Origin of the sequence: Natrinema sp. LN54, from assembly GCF_052439245.1 — an archaeon.
GTDB lineage: Archaea > Halobacteriota > Halobacteria > Halobacteriales > Natrialbaceae > Natrinema > Natrinema versiforme_A.
This window is the reverse complement of record NZ_JBQVRP010000006.1, coordinates 238,274-253,933: the sequence shown is the minus strand read 5'-3', so window position 1 is coordinate 253,933 and position 15,660 is coordinate 238,274. Positions and strand designations below refer to the sequence as shown.

Genomic DNA, 15,660 nt, shown 5'->3' with positions numbered 1-15,660 from the left:
CGTATGGCAGTGACGACCGCGTTCGACGTCGACTTCAGCGGGACCGTCGCGGTGATCACCGGCGCGAGCGGCGCGCTCGGCAGCGCCGCAGTCGACCGATTTCTCGAGGCGGGGGCAACCGTCTGTGCCGTCGACGTGATCGCGCCGGCCGAGGCGGACAGCCAGCTCGAGCGCGATCCCGACGACGAATCGGCCCTCGCGTTCTACGAGACGGACCTGACCGACGAGGACGACGTCGCGGCCCTGATAGAGACCGTCGTCGACGACCACGGCCGGATCGATCACCTCCTGAACATCGCCGGGACGTGGCGCGGCGGCGACCACGTCGAGGAGACCGACCTCGAGGCGTTCGAGATGCTCGTCGACATCAACCTGAAGACCGCATTTCTCGCCTCGAAACACGCCCTGCCACACCTCCAGGAGACGGACGGCTCGATCGTCAGCATCAGCGCTCGATCCTCGCTCGAGGGCGGCGAGGGGGACGGCCCCTACCGGATCACGAAGGCCGGCATCCGGCTGCTGATGGAGACGATCGCCGAGGAAAACAGCGGGACGGTGCGGGCCAACAGCGTCATGCCGAGCGTCATCGACACGCCGATGAACCGGGAGATGATGCCCGACGCGGACCACGACTCGTGGGTCGATCCCCTCGAGATCGCGGACGTGGTGGCCTTCCTCTGTAGCGACGGGGCCGCGGTGACCAGCGGCGCTGCTGTGCCAGTGTACGGCGAGGCCTGATCGGCGAAAACGGACCGCCGATCAGCCGAGAATACCGCTGATCGCCTCGTACGCACCGATCGCGTTCAGTCCGAGGATCACGACCAGCGTAACGACGACGGGAACTCGAAGGGCCCAGATCCAGGCCGTTCCCCAGCCGCCGAGGTTTCGAACACCTTTGCCGAGTTCCTCGAGGCCGATGTCGGTCCCGACCCAGCCGATGTAGATCGACAACAACAGTGCGCCGAGGATGAGCAGGATGTTGTTAGCGAGTTCGTCGTAGACCGTAAGCCACGAGAGACTTCCGTCGTACGCGACGGGAACGCCGAAGAGGAAGATCGCGGTCCCGATGAGCAGCGTCGCCGGGACGCGATCGACGCCGCGTTCGTCGATCAGGTAGGACACGACGACCTCCATGATGCTGATCGCGCTCGAGAGCGCCGCGATGAAGACGGTCCCGAAGAAGACCGCGCCGAGAACGCTGCCGAACGGAATGTTGCTAAACGCCTGCGAAAGCGCGATGAAGATGAACCCGGGCCCGTCGCCGATCGCGACGATGTCGGCGACAGCGAGGTCTCCGGAGAAGAGGACCGGGAACGCGACGAGGCCGACGGTGAACGCGATCGCCGTATCCAATCCGACGATGATGACGGCGTCTTTGGCGAGGTTCCGATCCTCCCCGAGGTAGGATGCGTAGGTGATCATCACGCCCATCCCGAGCGAGAGCGTGAAGAACGCCTGTGCGGCGGCCGCGGGTAAGATATCCATCCAGTTTGCGGTAATCGTGCTCAGTTCCGGTGACAGGTAGTACGCGTAGGCTTCCCCGGCGCTCGGGAGCGTGCCGGCGTAGACTGCCAGACCGATCAAGAGGACGATGATCGCGGGAACCATCAGCTTAACCGAGAACTCGATCCCGCGACGGATACCGAATCCGACGACGCCGATGACCGCCGCCATGAAAATCGCGTGTGTGAGGATCGACAGCATTCCCCCCGTGGTCGCTCCGAACTGTGCCGCACCGTCTGCGGCGTAGTTCCCCTGCAGTCCGTAGACGGTGTACTGCAGGACCCAGCCAGCGACGACACTGTAGTACGAGAGGATAACGAAGCCGGCCGTGACGAAGACCCAGCCTATTTTCGTCCACGCACCCTCTCCGATCTGCTTGAGCGCACCGACGGGATTCCGATCCGTGTACCGGCCGACAGTGAACTCGACCAAGATCACTGGGAACCCGATGACCGCGATCAAAGCGAGGTAGACGACGAGAAACGCCGCGCCGCCGTATTCACCGACTTGATACGGAAATCTCCAGACGTTACCTAATCCCACCGCGCTGCCGACGGCGGCGAGGATGAACCCTGCTCTCGTTGCCCATGTTTCGCGTTGTGCCATGTGGGTCGGTTTGAAAGAGATACTATATAATTGTTCCTGGTTTCCAGAATGAGAGAGACCGACTGAAGACGACAATTCGCTGTCTAGACGGCTAAAATCCCGAACCGGTCCGATCGTGTTACCGGTATAAATGATAGTCGGTCGATGCCTCGATCGGACGCGACCGGTCGACTCGAGGAGTGATAAATCGTGAAGGTATTACGGAATCCTTTTCCTGTTGGTCCTCGCACAACGGCGTATGAATCGAGCAGGGGTGTTCCCGGCATGACGATGGAAGACCGCATCGACGAACTCGAGGAACTCCGTGAGGAGGCACGGAAGGGCGGCGGCGAAGCGCGGATCGAGAAGCAACACGACAAGGGGAAGATGACCGCTCGCGAGCGGATCGATTACTTCCTCGACGACGGGACGTTCACGGAGTTCGACCAGCTCCGGACCCACCAGACGAGCCAGTTCGGGATGGAGGAGAAGCAGATTCCCGGCGACGGCGTCGTCACGGGCTACGGCGAGGTCAACGGACGGACCACGTTCGTCTTCGCCCACGATTTCACCGTCTTCGGCGGCTCGCTCGGCGAGGTCTTCGCCGAGAAGGTCTGTAAGGTCATGGACATGGCGATGGAGGTCGGCGCGCCCGTCATCGGGCTCAACGACTCCGCCGGGGCCCGCATTCAGGAGGGCGTCAAGAGCCTTGCCGGCTACACCGAAATCTTCCGCCGGAATCAGGAGGCCAGCGGCGTCATCCCACAGATTTCGGGGATCATGGGGCCGTGTGCCGGCGGCTCCGTCTACTCCCCCGCGATCACCGACTTCATCTTCATGGTCACGGACACGAGCCACATGTACATCACCGGGCCCGGCGTCACCAAGACCGTCACCGGTGAGGAGGTCACCCACGAGGAACTCGGCGGCGCGATGACCCACGCCAACAAGACCGGCGTCGCCCAGTTCGCCTGCGAGAGCGAGGAACAGGCCCTCGACGATATCAAGCGACTGCTCTCCTATCTGCCACAGAACAACGTCGAGGACCCGCCCCGGGTCGAGCCGTGGGACGATCCCGACCGCCGCGACGACGCGCTGACCGACATCGTCCCGCCGAGTCCGCAAAAGCCCTACGACATGACGAACGTCATCGACAGCGTCGTCGACGAGGGCTCGTTCTTCGAAGTCGCGGACAACTTCGCCCAGAACCTCGTCGTCGGCTTCGGCCGCCTCGACGGCCGCTCGGTCGGTCTCGTCGCCAACCAGCCCCGCGTCAACGCCGGCACCCTGACCGTCGACGCCTCGATGAAGGGCTCGCGGTTCGTCCGCTTCTGTGACTCCTTTAACATCCCCATCGTCACCTTCGTCGACGTCCCCGGCTACATGCCCGGAACCGATCAGGAACACCGCGGGATCATCCGCCACGGCGCGAAACTCCTCTACGCCTACGCCGAGGCGAGCGTGCCGTTACTGACCGTCATCACGCGGAAGGCGTACGGCGGTGCCTACTGCGTGATGGCCTCGAAGAACCTCGGCGCGGACGTCAACTACGCGTGGCCGACCGCCGAAATCGCCGTCATGGGCCCGCAGGGCGCGGTCAACATCCTCTACCGCGAGGAACTTGAGGAGGCCGAGAACCCCGACGAACTCCGGGACGAACTCATCGAGGAGTACCGCGAGGAGTTCGCCAACCCCTACACCGCGACGGACAAGGGCTTCCTCGACGACGTGATCGTCCCCACCGAGACCCGGCCGCGGCTGATCGACGACCTCGAGATGCTCGAGACGAAACGCGAGTCGAACCCGGACAAGAAACACGGCAACATCCCGCTGTAGTCAGATGACCTCCCAGCAACAGCCGACGACCGACGACGGCGAGCGACCTGCGAGCGCCGGTGCCGACGGTTCGAACGGCGACGACGGCGGGTCGACCGGTCTCGAGGCGGCGCTGCCGACGGATGTCGACCTCGAGTTGCCCGACGACGCGGACGACGAGGAGGCCGCGGCCATCGCGGCCGCTATCGGCGCACACCTCCACGATCAGGCGCTTGCGGCCGCCGCAGCGGCGGCCGACGGCGAGGAGACGTGGGACGACAAGCGCTGGGCGTTCGCCGGCAAGGTCCGGACACAGCAACACCGGACCGTCCGCGTGCCTCGAGACGCGCCGACCAATCCGTGGTCGGCCGCGGGACGGACGGACCGGTTCTGAGCGCCGGCAACGCTGTTTTCGATTCGCGAGATCGAGTTCTCGAGAGAAGCGTCGGCGATGTGGCCGTGACGATCTTTCCGGCCCGTGACTGCGATCGGCCGTCGACCGCGAGCCGCCAGCCGCTCGCGGCGGGCGACGTTACTCCGAGTCGGAGCCGAGTTCGGGCTCGTCGTCGGTGTCGGACATGGTGATCGGCTCGTCGGGGTCCGGACCCACGTCCGAACCCATGTCATCGCCCTCCTTGATCGCTTGCGCTTCCTGTTCCATCGCCTCGACGTCCATCTCCGCTTGCTCGTCGATTTCGCCGATGATGTCGGCGATGTCGTCTAACCCGATCAGCTCGCGGGTCTCCTCGTCGAACTCGAGGCTCTCGAGGTCGGCACCGTTGCCTTCCACGTCGCTGCCCGAGAGGTGCTTGCCGTAGCGGCCGACCAACGAGGTGAGTTCCTGGGGCATGACGAAGGTCGTCGACTCGCCTTGCCCGATCTCACCCAGCGTCTCCATCCCCTTGTCGATGACCGCACGTTCGCCCATCGATTCGGCCGAGCGGGCGCGCAGCACGGTCGAGATCGCATCGCCCTGTGACTCGAGGATCTGGCTCTGCTTTTCACCCTGGGCGCGGATGATGTTCGACTGCTTGTCACCTTCGGCCTTCTCGACGGCGCTGCGGCGTTCGCCCTGTGCCTCGAGGATCATCGCCCGTCGGCGGCGCTCCGCGGAGGTCTGTTCCTCCATCGCTCCCTTGACGCCTTGGGAGGGGGTGACCTCGCGGACCTCGACGGACTCGACGCGAATGCCCCACTCGTCGGTGGGTTCGTCGAGTTCCTGGCGGATGCGCTCGTTGATCATCTCCCGGCGGGAGAGGGTGTCGTCGAGTTCCATGTCGCCGATCACGGCTCGCAGGGTCGTCTGGGCCAGATTCGAGACCGCCCGCTGGTAGTCGTCGACCTCGAGGAACGCCCGTTTGGCGTTCATGACTCGGATGTAGACGACGGCGTCGGCGGTCACCGGCGAGTTGTCCCGCGTGATCGCCTCCTGACTCGGCACGTCGATCGTCTGGGTCCGCATGTCGAACGTGTAGATCCGGGAGACGAACGGCGGCACGATGTTCAACCCCGGCTCGAGGAGTTCGCGGTACTCCCCGAAGACGGTCAGTGCCGCCCTGTCGTAGGCATCGACGATTTCGACCATCTGCCAGACCGTGATCACCGCGAGGACGAGCACGGCTCCGCCGATGAGCAACAGGGGGTCCTCGAGCACCGATTGCGTCTGCAACGGGCCGGGGGCCAGTTCGTACATCGTCTATGCCATGGACTCGAGCCGAATAACTGTTGGCCATGCATACTATGTGATGAAGTCACTTGCGGTTCAGTGCCACGGATGGAATCTGCCTCGAGTCGCGTCGGGTCCCGAACTGGCGTCGCATCGTCCCGTACTAGGGACGATCTGTCCGAAAGCGACCGCTGTCGGCCGCATTTGGCAGTCGCCGAGGACTGTCGGTTCGCCGAACCCGTTGCGAAAAAGTAAGGTGGGCCCCTGACGACTGTTCCCACAGGAATGTTCAGGAAGGTTCTCGTGGCGAACCGCGGGGAAATCGCCGTCCGCGTCATGCGGGCGTGCGAAGAGTTGAACATCGGGACCGTCGCCGTCTACTCCGAGGCCGATTCGGACTCGGGACACGTGCGCTACGCCGACGAAGCGTACAACGTGGGGCCGGCCCGCGCGGCCGACTCCTATCTCGATCACGAGGCCGTCATCGAGGCCGCGCGGAAGGCCGACGCCGACGCCATCCACCCCGGCTACGGCTTCCTCGCGGAGAACGCCGAGTTCGCGGGCAAGGTCGAGGAGGTCGAGGGGATCACGTGGATCGGCCCGTCCAGCGACGCGATGGAGTCCCTCGGCGAGAAGACCAAGGCTCGTACGATCATGAACGAGGCCGACGTGCCGATCGTCCCCGGGACGACCGACCCCGTCACCGACCCCGAAGAGGTCAAAGAGTTCGGCGAGAAACACGGCTACCCGATCGCCATCAAGGCCGAGGGCGGCGGCGGCGGCCGCGGGATGAAGGTCGTCTGGGACGAAAGCGAGGTCGAGGACCAACTCGAGAGCGCCCAGCGCGAGGGCGAGGCCTACTTCGACAACGACTCGGTCTACCTCGAGCGCTACCTCGAGAAGCCCCGCCATATCGAGGTCCAGATCGTCGCCGACCAGCACGGGAACGTGCGCCACCTCGGCGAACGCGACTGCTCGCTCCAGCGACGCCACCAGAAGGTCATCGAGGAAGGACCATCGGCGGCGCTGACGGACGAACTCCGCGAGAAGATCGGCGAGGCCGCCCGCCGCGGCGTCGCCGCGGCCGACTACACCAACGCCGGCACGGTCGAGTTCCTCGTCGAGGAGGAACCCGGTCGCGACGGCCCGCTCGGCCCCGACGCGAACTTCTACTTCCTCGAGGTCAACACCCGCATTCAGGTCGAGCACACGGTCACCGAGGAGATCACCGGGATTGACATCGTCAAGCGCCAGATCAAGGTCGCCGCGGGCGAGGAGATCGACTTCGCACAGGATGACGTCGACATCGACGGCCACGCGATGGAGTTCCGGATCAACGCCGAGAACGCGGCTAACGACTTCGCGCCCGCGACCGGCGGGACCCTCGAGACGTACGACCCGCCGGGCGGCGTCGGCGTTCGACTCGATGACGCTCTGCGGCAGGGCGACGAACTCGTCACCGACTACGACTCGATGATCGCCAAACTCGTGGTCTGGGGCGAGGACCGCGACGAGTGTATCGAGCGCTCGCTGCGCGCGCTGCGGGAGTACGAGATCGCGGGCATCCCGACGATCATCCCGTTCCACCGGCTGATGCTCACCGACGAGGAGTTCGTTCAGAGCACACACACGACGAAGTACCTCGACGAAGAACTCGACGAGAGTCGCATCGAGGAGGCCCAAGACCAGTGGGGCGGCGACACCGGCGACGGCGGTGCGAGCGACGACGAGGAGTCCGTCGAACGCGAGTTCACCGTCGAGGTCAACGGCAAGCGCTTCGAGGTCGAACTCGAGGAACGCGGCGCGCCCGCGATCCCGACCGGCGACGTCGACGCCGGCGGCGCACAGGCCAGCCGACCGGAGCCGGCGGGCGGGGAAAGCGGCGGCGGGTCCGAACTCGAGGGCGAGGGCGAGACCGTCGACGCCGAGATGCAGGGGACGATCCTCGACGTCAAAGTCGACGAGGGTGACGATGTCGCGGCCGGCGACGTGCTGGTCGTCCTCGAGGCCATGAAGATGGAAAACGACATCGTGGCCTCGAAGGGCGGCACCGTCACTCAGATCGCCGTCGAGGAGGACCAGAGCGTCGACATGGGCGACACGCTGGTCGTCCTCGAGTAACGGTCGCCGCGAGACGACATCGACGCAACCGTCGGCGAACGTCTTCGGGAGAACGTCGAAGGCGGTTCCCGCTCGTTTCGTAACCGCACGCGCCACCGGTCCGCCCTGCGAGCGGTCGACGGAAGCGGTTGCCTGCGCGACCACCATCCATACATCCCTGCCATGGCGGCGCGTGCGCTCGACGCCCGGTCTGGACAACCGGCGTCTCGATGCGGCGGCTCCACCGCGCTATCGTCGGCGGCGCTCGAGACCGTGCGATCGCGGGACTTGCGCCCCCGCGTGGACGTTCCGGCCGTTCGATCGGCCACGCGATCTCGGACGCCGCTCGAGTCGTTTTCTCGTATTGCCGTCTCCGAGAGCGAGAGCCGTCAGTCCCGATCGAGGATCGCTCGAGTCGTGACACTCAGCGGGTTCGGACGAGAAAGCTCGAGACGGTATTCAGTCCCCGCTCGAGACGCTGCGATCCCCGCCGTCGGCGTCGTCCCACGGTAACGGCCCGTCGTACTCCTCGGGGACGAACGGGCAGAGCGGATCGCTCGCCAGCGGGTCACCGGTGTGGGCGAACGCCCGGGAGCGACTGCCGCCACAGACGTTGCGATACGGACAGGCACCGCACTTGCCCGAGAGCTGATCGCGGTCCCGGAGCGACCGGAACAGGTCGGAGTCCCGATAGAGTTCGGTGACCGGCCGGTCGCGGACGTTGCCGGCCGACTCCGGCAGGAACCCGGAGGGGAACACCTCTCCCGTGTGGCTGACGAACGCGAAGCCGTCGCCCGCGACGATGCCGGTTCGGCGTTTGATACCGGGATTCGGCGTCCCGTCGCTGCCATCCCCCTCCGCCTCGTCGCTCGCTTGCCCTTGCTGGCGCTGCATCGCGACCCGCCGATACTGGGGTGCCTCGGTCGTCTTGACGCCGAACGGTTCCTCGTCGCTGACCTCGGCCAGCCACTCCATCACGGCGTCGGCCCGCTCGGGTTCGATCGGCTCGAGGACCCGCCCGCGCCCGATCGGGACGAGGAAGAAGACGCTCCACATGACCGCTCCGATCTCGGTCAGCAGGTCGCGAATTTCGGGGAGTTCGGAGACCGTCTGGCGGCAGACGGTGGTGTTTACCTGTACGGGGACGCCGGCCGCGCGGGCGTCCTCAACGGCGCGGATCGTCTCCTCGAAGCTGCCGTCCTCGCCGCGGAAGGCGTCGTGAGTCTCCGGCGAGGCCCCGTCGAGGCTCACCGCCATCCGTTTGAGCCCCGCGTCGGCCATCTCTCGGATCCGATCGGCGGTCAGCGAGCCGGTTCCGCTCGGCGTGATCGTCATCCGCAGTCCGAGGTCGTCGCCGTGGGCGATCAGCTCCGCGACGTCGTCGCGGACGAGCGGGTCGCCCCCCGAGAGCACGACCAGTTGGCCGTCGCCGAACTCGGCGGCTCCCTCGAGCAGTTCCTTCCCTTCGGCCGTCGAGAGTTCGTCGGGGTGGCGCTGGGGTTTCGCGTCGGCGCGGCAGTGATCGCAGGCGAGCCCGCAGGCCTGCGTGAGCTCCCAGATGAGGACGAACGGTCGCTCGGACGTATCGAGATTGCCGGGGCGCATACCGGGGGCTGGGTCTCGGGCGACCGAAAGCGCCCCTCTCGTTCCCGCGGCTCGGGAAGACGGGAAGATGTTCGCCGGTTCGGGCCGGTGTTCCCGCGCACTGGGAGGTCGCACAACGACCTTCGGTCTCGTCCCGAAGGTCTCGATATGGTCGAGAAAGCACGCCGGTCGGCGGTCGAGAGCGACGAACGAGGGAACCCGACTCGGCAGTGGGAGGTCTTCGTCCGAGAGGAGGCGGGCGACCCGATGCGCCACGTCGGCAGCGTCGCCGCCGCCAGCGGGACCGAAGCGCACGAACACGCGTCCCGGCTGTTCGGCTGGTACGCCGCCGACGTCTGGCTCTGTCCGGCCGAGGAAGTCGAACGGTACTCGACGCGCGGCCTCGCGGACGACGCCGCGGACCGGCCCGACGAGGCCAGTGGAGACGACGATGACGGGGGCGACAAGGACGACGAGAGCGAGGAACCGCGCGTCTACAAGGAGACTGCGGGTGCCTCGGAGGTGAACAGCCTGTGATCTCGATCAGCAAACTGCTCTGCGATCTCGACGCCGAGGGCGACGGCCTGCGCTACGACGCGGCCGACGAGTCGGACAAGCCCCAGATCACCGAGGAGAAACAGCGACGACCGGTCGTCGTCTGGAACGCGACCCGCCGGTGTAACCTCTACTGCTCGCACTGCTACGCCGGAGCCGAGACCGACCCCGCGACCGGCGAGTTCACGACGGCCGAGGCGAAATCGTTCCTCGACCAGCTCGCGGACTTCGGCGCACCCGTCATCCTCTTTTCGGGCGGCGAACCGCTCGTGCGCGACGATCTGGTCGAACTCGTCTCCTACGCCGCGGACCGCGGGCTCCGCCCCGTCCTCTCCTCGAACGGCACTCTGCTCACCCCCGAGAAAGCCGCGGCGCTCCGGGACGCCGGGCTGCAGTACGCCGGCATCTCGGTCGACGGCCTCCCCGAGCGAAACGACCGGTTCCGGGGCGAAGACGGCGCGTTTGACGCCGCCGTTCGCGGTATCGAAAACTGTCTCGAGGCCGGGCTCAAGACCGGGCTGCGGTACACGATCACCGAGGCGAACGCGCCGGACCTGACGGGGGTCGTCGAGTTGCTGGTCGACAAGGGCCTCGACCGGTTCTGTTTCTACCACCTCGATTACGGCGGCCGCGGGGCCGAGATCGTCAACGCCGACCTCTCGCCCCGAGCGAAGCGCGAGGCGATCGAGCAGGTGGCCGATCTCACGCTCGAGTACCACGACCGCGGCGAGGAGATCGAGACGCTGCTGGTGGGCAACTACGCCGACGCGGCCTTCCTCGTGGAGTACGCCCGCGAGAACTTCGGCGAGGCGAAGGCCCGAGCGGTCTACGACCACCTCGAGCGAAACGGCGGCGACCCGACGGGCGAGCGGATCGCCGACGTGGACTATCAGGGCAACGTCCACCCGACGCAGTTCTGGCAGGGGTACAGTCTGGGCAACGTCCGCGACCGCCCGTTCGGCGAGATCTGGAGCGATGAGTCGAACCCGCTGCTCGAGGCGCTTCGGAACCGCGAGGAGCGCCTGAAAGGGAAGTGTGCGGACTGTCAGTATCAGTCGATCTGTCGCGGCGCGTCGCGGCTGCGGGCGCTCGCCACGACGGGCGACCTCTTCGCCCCCGATCCGCAGTGTTACCTCAGCGACGACGAGGTACGCGACGAGGGTTCGGGACCGGTCGCCGGCGGTGCCGCGGACTGAGCGCTCTCGCACCCGCTGCTTGGTTTCAAGAAAATTTGCACTGTTCTTCACTCGAGCGACTGCGAGTAACTCAGCGCCGGGAATCGGGTCTCGCGGGAAGCTGCCCGAGACAGTGCCGGCAGTAGGTGTAGAGGTGTTCGTTTTCGGTGCCACAGATCCGGCAGGTGACGGGTTCGTCGGTCGCGTTCGCTCGGGTGCTCATCACCGACTGTAGCGAGCGGGATCAGATATCGCTCCGGCTGACGATTGCAAGGAAATGCGGGCCGTCCCCCGATTTCGCCGCGATCGCCGAGCCGATCACTCGTCGCCGACGTGGACGCGGGTGACGTGTCCGCCACAGCCACACCGGTCGACGTACTCGAGTCGAACCCCGTCGAACGCGGCCTCGAGTTCGTCCCAGAGGTACGTCTCGGGGCGGCCGTGGTCGCCGTGAGTGACGAGGTTGACGTGGGAGCCGGCGGTCGTCGCGTCGACGGCGTCTTTGGCCTCCTCGACGATCAGGTCCCGGTCCGCGGCGTGTTCGGGCCCCTCGAGGTTCGCCGACCACGACGCCTCGTGTTCGTTGCGCGTCACGGGTTCGACGCCGGAGACGTCTTCGGTCATAGTCGTCACTCGGTCCCGAACGGGCGTAAGGGCTGAGACGAACGTGTTCGGGAGTCCGCCGAGGTCGACCGCCGGCCTCGGCGACTGCCCTCGCCGTCGTTGCCCTCAGCAACAGAACATGAACGGATAGATCAGCGCGACGCGGTCGCCGTCGACCAACTCCGCCTCGAATCCGCCGAGGTGTTCGTTGAACCGCCCGTTGATGCAGACCCGCGCGTACGGCCGCGTCTGTTCGCCCTCCGGGTTCTTGCGCCACGTGCCGGGCAGGTCGTCGGGCACCGGTGCCCACCCGCTGTGGGTCGCGTCCGCCTCGGTCTCGGCGATGAGCATCTCCTCGAGGTCGTACTCGTCGAAGAACGACTCGAGGAAGTCCCGGAGTCGGTCGCCCTCGAAGGTGAACTCGAGTTCGTGCGCGCCGACGGCGTCGCGGACGTGGCCGGTACAGCGCACGGTGACGGTCGTCGTGGCGGCGTCTCGGTCGGTGACCGGGGCCGACGGTCTATCGGCGGTGGTTCCGCCCGCTCGCTCCTCGGCGGCGGTCGCGGCTCGATTAGGGTCCATGATTCGGACGACGGTACGTGACGAGCCGGCAAACCCTCCGTTCCGAACGTGTTCGGGACGAACGGCACGGCCGTGCGGACCGAACCGCGAGACATGAACGGAATACCGGGCGGGTTGCGGACCGACCAGCAGCCCCCGATGGCGATCCCGCTACGCCACTTCGTGCTCGCGCTGGGATTCCTCGTCGTCGGGGTCGGCGGCGGAACGGCGATAGCCGTCGGAACGCTTCCCGGACGCTCGAGTCTGGCGCACCTCCACGCGTTGCTCGTGGGCTGGATCGCCGTGACGATCATGGGCGCGATGACGCAGTTCGTCCCGGTCTGGTCCGGCGTGACGATCCACTCGAAACGGCTGGCGGTCGCCCAGTTGTGGCTCGTCACCGTCGGACTGGCCGCCTTCGCCGCGGCGCTGCTCGCGGGTTCCCTCGAGTGGCTGCCGCTCGGCGGCGCGCTCTTGCTCGCGGGAATCTGGCTGTTCGTCTACAACGTCGGGCGAACCCTCGCCCGTGCGCGCCCGTTCGATTTCACGGAGCGACACTTCGCGGTCGCGCTCGCGTCGTTCGGCCTCGTCGCACCGCTGGGCGCCCTGCTGGCGGTCGACTTCACGACGCCCGTGTTCGATTCGCTCTCTATCACCCGGTTCGAGGTCCACCTCTCCCACGCGACGCTGGCGCTGTTCGGGGCCCTCCTCGCGACGGTCGTCGGCGCGCTCTTCCAGCTCGCGAAGATGTTTACCCAAGCCGAACCCGACCGGTACAGCGAGCGCCTGCTGACCCTCGAGCAGCTGTGTGTCCCCGCCGGGATCGTCGCGCTCGTGCTGGGACGCGGGCTCGCACTCGAGGCGCTGGCTCGCGTCGGCGCGGTCGCGTTCCTCGTCGGACTCGCCGCGTTCGTGATCGTGATCGGCCGACTGCTGGCCGGTGCGACGGTCGAGCGGTCGCCCATGCTCGCCCGCTACTGGGTCGTCGTGGCGGCGCTCACCGCGTGGATCGCCCTCGCCGCGCCGACGTGGTGGGCCGAGCCGACCGCCTACGTGTCGCTGTTCGGCCACCCCGACGCGCGGCGACTCCTGCTCTTCGGGGTCTTCGGCTTCGTCGTCATCGGCTCGCTCTACCACATCGTCCCCTTCATCATCTGGATCGAGCGCTACAGCGACCGGCTCGGCTTCGAGCAGGTCCCGATGATCGACGACCTCTACGACGACCGCCTCGAGCGAGCGGACTTCTGGACCACGCTCGTCGGTTTCGGCGGCCTCTCGGCGGCACCGCTGGTCGGGTTCCCGGCCGCTGCAGTCACCGCGAGCAGCGTCCTCGCGACGCTCGGCGTGGGCCTGTTCGTCGCGAACATGCTGCTGACGATCCACCGCCACGGTCCCGACGGGATCGCGGGCGTTCTCGCGAGCGCGCTCGAGTCGGGTGACGACCGCGCTACAACAGGGGGCGAGCCCGATGTGGACGTGTCGCCCGATCAGTGACCGAGAGCGGCCGATCAGCACAGAACGGCCGATTCTACTCCTCGGGCGACACGTCGACCTCCGGCTCGTACCGCTGGGATTCGATCGTCGAGACGACCAGTTCGCCGTACTCGGCGGCCGTCAGTTCGCCCGCGTTGTACTCCGCCGCATGGGTGGTCTCGACCGTCGCCGAGCCGTACGACGCGGGCGCGTCGTCGAGGATCGTCGCCCCCAGCGCGACGGCGTCGTAGCCGGCGTCGAGCAGCGCCGCGTAGCCGCCCGCGATCAGGGCGACGTCGTGGACGTTCCCCTCGTCGGAGCGATCCGTGTTGACGTACTCGAGCGTGAGCACGTCCCGGTCGCGTTCGACCGACTCGACGGTCATCTCGTACTCCTCGAGCGTCGACGCGAGGCCCTCGGGATCGGCGATATCGGCGGCCGCGAGTTCCGGGATCCGGTCCTCGAGGATCGTGCTTCGCTCCTCGACGGGGAGGTCGGGGACGTACTCCGAGACCGGCCACTCCGTGTTCTGGGGGAACTCAGTTCCCATTTCCTCGATGCAGCCGGCGAGTCCGACGGCTGCGGCGACGGACCCGGCCTGTAGGAACCGCCGCCGCGTCGACCGCTCGCGTCCGTCGTCCGCGTTCCGAGTCATGCATACAGTCTCGCCCTCCCGGCGCAAATGGATTCGTTCTGCAAACGCCGGCACCGGGATGAAGGGCCGATTTGTCGTAGGGTGGAGTGCCCCAGATGGCCCTCGAGCTGTACAACGTCGGTCTGGTCGTGCTCGGTATCGGACTGTTCGGCGTCGCCGTGCTCCCCCGATTCGTCTCCGATCGAGCGATCTCGCTGCCGATCTTCTTCGTCGCCTTCGGGATGCTCGTCTTCGGACTCCCGATCGGCCTCCCCGCGCCCGACCCGCTCGAGCAGGGGACGACGACGGAACACCTCGCGGAACTCGGGGTCATCATCGCCCTGATGGGCGTCGGACTGAAGATCGACCGCCTGCCGGGACTGCGCGCGTGGGCGTCGACGTGGCGGCTGCTCGCGATCACGATGCCGCTGTCGATCGCCGGCGCGGCGCTGCTCGGCTGGTGGACCGGGCTCGTGATTCCGACCGCGGTCCTACTCGGCGCGTGTATCGCCCCGACGGATCCCGTGCTGGCGTCGGAGGTCCAGGTCGGCGGCCCGGGAATGGGCAGCGAAGAGGAAGCCCTCGAGGACGCGGCCGGAAAGGAAGACGAGGTCCGGTTCGCGCTCACCTCCGAGGCGGGACTGAACGACGGGCTCGCGTTCCCGTTTACGAATCTGGCGATCGCGATCGCCCTCGTCGGGATCGCGCCCGGCAACTGGCTCGGCGAGTGGCTCCTCGTCGACGTCGGCTACCGGATCGTCGTCGGCGTGATCGTCGGCGTCGTCCTCGGCTATCTGACCGCTCGTGCCGTCTTCGCGACGGAGCCCGACACCCCCGTCGCGGAGTCGGTTCAGGGACTCGAGGCGATCGCCGGCACTCTGCTCGTCTACGGTGCGACCGAACTCGTCGGCGGCTACGGCTTCATCGCGGTCTTCGTCGCCGCACTGATGGTCCGCCACTACGAGCGATCCCACGACTACAACCGGTCGCTCCACGAAGTCAGCGAGTTCGCCGAACAGGTGATGATGGCGCTGATCATGCTCTTTTTCGGCGGGGCGATCGTCGGCGGCCTCCTCGAGCCGCTCACGCTCGAGGCGATCGCGGCGGCGGTCGCAATCGTGTTCCTCGTGCGACCGCTCGCGGGGCTGATCGGGTTTCTCGGGTTCGACCGCGACCCCGCCGAACGGGCGACGATCGCCTTCTTCGGCGTGCGCGGGATCGGCTCGTTCTACTACCTCGCACACGGACTGAACGAGGGCGCGTTCCCCGACGCGGACCTCCTGTGGGCCACCGTCGGGGCGGTCGTCCTCATCTCGATCATCGTCCACGGCATCACCGCGACGCCGGCGGTCCGCTGGCTCGAGAAACGGGCCGAAGCCCGCAAGTGAGTCAAACGTCGGACTCGC

The 15,660-nt window shown here is 66.9% G+C and carries 15 protein-coding genes; 8 read left to right on the top strand and 7 right to left on the bottom strand.

Features of this window, described 5'->3' with window-relative positions:
• Positions 1-3 precede the first annotated feature (3 nt).
• Complete coding sequence (locus ACT4ML_RS18345) at positions 4-738, top strand: SDR family oxidoreductase (RefSeq protein WP_444722165.1); 735 nt, start codon at positions 4-6, stop codon at positions 736-738.
• Positions 739-759: 21 nt separating this feature from the next.
• Here ACT4ML_RS18345 and ACT4ML_RS18340 read toward each other — a convergent pair whose 3' ends face one another.
• Positions 760-2,109 carry a sodium-dependent transporter gene (locus ACT4ML_RS18340; RefSeq protein WP_444722164.1) on the bottom strand — a complete coding sequence of 450 codons (1,350 nt, stop codon included), beginning with the start codon at positions 2,107-2,109 and terminating at the stop codon, positions 760-762.
• Positions 2,110-2,379: 270 nt separating this feature from the next.
• Between ACT4ML_RS18340 and ACT4ML_RS18335 the strand changes: the two genes are divergently transcribed.
• Entirely contained in the window at positions 2,380-3,924 is a 1,545-nt protein-coding gene (locus tag ACT4ML_RS18335; protein WP_444722220.1) for an acyl-CoA carboxylase subunit beta, read from the top strand.
• Between the two features lie 4 nt (positions 3,925-3,928).
• Entirely contained in the window at positions 3,929-4,297 is a 369-nt protein-coding gene (locus ACT4ML_RS18330; RefSeq protein WP_444722163.1) for a hypothetical protein, read from the top strand.
• A gap of 138 nt (positions 4,298-4,435) precedes the next feature.
• Here ACT4ML_RS18330 and ACT4ML_RS18325 read toward each other — a convergent pair whose 3' ends face one another.
• Entirely contained in the window at positions 4,436-5,596 is a 1,161-nt protein-coding gene (locus ACT4ML_RS18325) for an SPFH domain-containing protein (RefSeq protein WP_444722162.1), read from the bottom strand.
• Between the two features lie 258 nt (positions 5,597-5,854).
• Here ACT4ML_RS18325 and ACT4ML_RS18320 point away from each other — a divergent pair, with 258 nt between their 5' ends.
• Entirely contained in the window at positions 5,855-7,690 is a 1,836-nt protein-coding gene (locus tag ACT4ML_RS18320) for an acetyl-CoA carboxylase biotin carboxylase subunit (RefSeq protein ID WP_444722161.1), read from the top strand.
• A 438-nt stretch (positions 7,691-8,128) separates the two neighbouring features.
• Here the strand turns inward: ACT4ML_RS18320 and ACT4ML_RS18315 are convergent, their stop codons facing one another.
• Positions 8,129-9,274 carry a TIGR04053 family radical SAM/SPASM domain-containing protein gene (locus tag ACT4ML_RS18315; protein ID WP_444722160.1) on the bottom strand — a complete coding sequence of 382 codons (1,146 nt, stop codon included), beginning with the start codon at positions 9,272-9,274 and terminating at the stop codon, positions 8,129-8,131.
• 147 nt (positions 9,275-9,421) lie between these two features.
• On the opposite strand from ACT4ML_RS18315, the gene ACT4ML_RS18310 reads away from it, so the two are divergent.
• Both ACT4ML_RS18310 and ACT4ML_RS18305 read left to right on the top strand, forming a co-directional pair.
• Entirely contained in the window at positions 9,422-9,790 is a 369-nt protein-coding gene (locus tag ACT4ML_RS18310) for an Htur_1727 family rSAM-partnered candidate RiPP (RefSeq protein WP_444722159.1), read from the top strand.
• Complete coding sequence (locus ACT4ML_RS18305) at positions 9,787-11,004, top strand: TIGR04347 family pseudo-SAM/SPASM protein (RefSeq protein ID WP_444722158.1); 1,218 nt, start codon at positions 9,787-9,789, stop codon at positions 11,002-11,004. The genes ACT4ML_RS18310 and ACT4ML_RS18305 overlap by 4 nt, the downstream gene beginning before the upstream one ends.
• A 70-nt stretch (positions 11,005-11,074) precedes the next feature.
• Here ACT4ML_RS18305 and ACT4ML_RS18300 read toward each other — a convergent pair whose 3' ends face one another.
• From ACT4ML_RS18300 to ACT4ML_RS18290, 3 genes are all read right to left on the bottom strand, one after another.
• Positions 11,075-11,206, bottom strand: coding sequence for a DUF7577 domain-containing protein (locus ACT4ML_RS18300; RefSeq protein ID WP_267877908.1), 132 nt, complete (start codon positions 11,204-11,206; stop codon positions 11,075-11,077).
• A gap of 95 nt (positions 11,207-11,301) precedes the next feature.
• The gene (locus ACT4ML_RS18295) at positions 11,302-11,607 is read right to left on the bottom strand and encodes a CGCGG family putative rSAM-modified RiPP protein (RefSeq protein ID WP_444722157.1); all 306 of its coding nucleotides are present in this window, start codon (positions 11,605-11,607) and stop codon (positions 11,302-11,304) included.
• Positions 11,608-11,712: 105 nt separating this feature from the next.
• The gene (locus ACT4ML_RS18290; RefSeq protein ID WP_444722156.1) at positions 11,713-12,168 is read right to left on the bottom strand and encodes a pterin cluster protein; all 456 of its coding nucleotides are present in this window, start codon (positions 12,166-12,168) and stop codon (positions 11,713-11,715) included.
• A 93-nt stretch (positions 12,169-12,261) separates the two neighbouring features.
• Here ACT4ML_RS18290 and ACT4ML_RS18285 point away from each other — a divergent pair, with 93 nt between their 5' ends.
• On the top strand, positions 12,262-13,641 hold the full coding sequence (locus ACT4ML_RS18285) for a hypothetical protein (protein WP_444722155.1): 1,380 nt from the start codon (positions 12,262-12,264) through the stop codon (positions 13,639-13,641).
• A 34-nt stretch (positions 13,642-13,675) separates the two neighbouring features.
• On the opposite strand, the gene ACT4ML_RS18280 is transcribed toward ACT4ML_RS18285, so the two are convergent.
• The gene (locus ACT4ML_RS18280) at positions 13,676-14,275 is read right to left on the bottom strand and encodes a hypothetical protein (protein WP_444722154.1); all 600 of its coding nucleotides are present in this window, start codon (positions 14,273-14,275) and stop codon (positions 13,676-13,678) included.
• A gap of 95 nt (positions 14,276-14,370) precedes the next feature.
• Here ACT4ML_RS18280 and ACT4ML_RS18275 point away from each other — a divergent pair, with 95 nt between their 5' ends.
• Positions 14,371-15,642, top strand: coding sequence for a cation:proton antiporter (locus ACT4ML_RS18275; protein WP_444722153.1), 1,272 nt, complete (start codon positions 14,371-14,373; stop codon positions 15,640-15,642).
• The last annotated feature ends 18 nt before the right edge of the window (positions 15,643-15,660 follow it).

Bases quoted from the DNA above. Each gene is read 5' to 3' on its own strand.
- ACT4ML_RS18320 (WP_444722161.1), top strand. From the start codon at position 5,855: ATGTTCAGGAAGGTTCTCGTGGCGAACCGCGGGGAAATCGCCGTCCGC.
- ACT4ML_RS18280 (WP_444722154.1), bottom strand. From the start codon at position 14,275: ATGACTCGGAACGCGGACGACGGACGCGAGCGGTCGACGCGGCGGCGG.
- ACT4ML_RS18335 (WP_444722220.1), top strand. From the start codon at position 2,380: ATGGAAGACCGCATCGACGAACTCGAGGAACTCCGTGAGGAGGCACGG.
- ACT4ML_RS18290 (WP_444722156.1), bottom strand. From the start codon at position 12,168: ATGGACCCTAATCGAGCCGCGACCGCCGCCGAGGAGCGAGCGGGCGGA.
- ACT4ML_RS18340 (WP_444722164.1), bottom strand. From the start codon at position 2,109: ATGGCACAACGCGAAACATGGGCAACGAGAGCAGGGTTCATCCTCGCC.
- ACT4ML_RS18310 (WP_444722159.1), top strand. From the start codon at position 9,422: ATGGTCGAGAAAGCACGCCGGTCGGCGGTCGAGAGCGACGAACGAGGG.
- ACT4ML_RS18325 (WP_444722162.1), bottom strand. From the start codon at position 5,596: ATGTACGAACTGGCCCCCGGCCCGTTGCAGACGCAATCGGTGCTCGAG.
- ACT4ML_RS18275 (WP_444722153.1), top strand. From the start codon at position 14,371: ATGGCCCTCGAGCTGTACAACGTCGGTCTGGTCGTGCTCGGTATCGGA.
- ACT4ML_RS18285 (WP_444722155.1), top strand. From the start codon at position 12,262: ATGAACGGAATACCGGGCGGGTTGCGGACCGACCAGCAGCCCCCGATG.
- ACT4ML_RS18345 (WP_444722165.1), top strand. From the start codon at position 4: ATGGCAGTGACGACCGCGTTCGACGTCGACTTCAGCGGGACCGTCGCG.
- ACT4ML_RS18295 (WP_444722157.1), bottom strand. From the start codon at position 11,607: ATGACCGAAGACGTCTCCGGCGTCGAACCCGTGACGCGCAACGAACAC.
- ACT4ML_RS18330 (WP_444722163.1), top strand. From the start codon at position 3,929: ATGACCTCCCAGCAACAGCCGACGACCGACGACGGCGAGCGACCTGCG.
- ACT4ML_RS18300 (WP_267877908.1), bottom strand. From the start codon at position 11,206: ATGAGCACCCGAGCGAACGCGACCGACGAACCCGTCACCTGCCGGATC.
- ACT4ML_RS18315 (WP_444722160.1), bottom strand. From the start codon at position 9,274: ATGCGCCCCGGCAATCTCGATACGTCCGAGCGACCGTTCGTCCTCATC.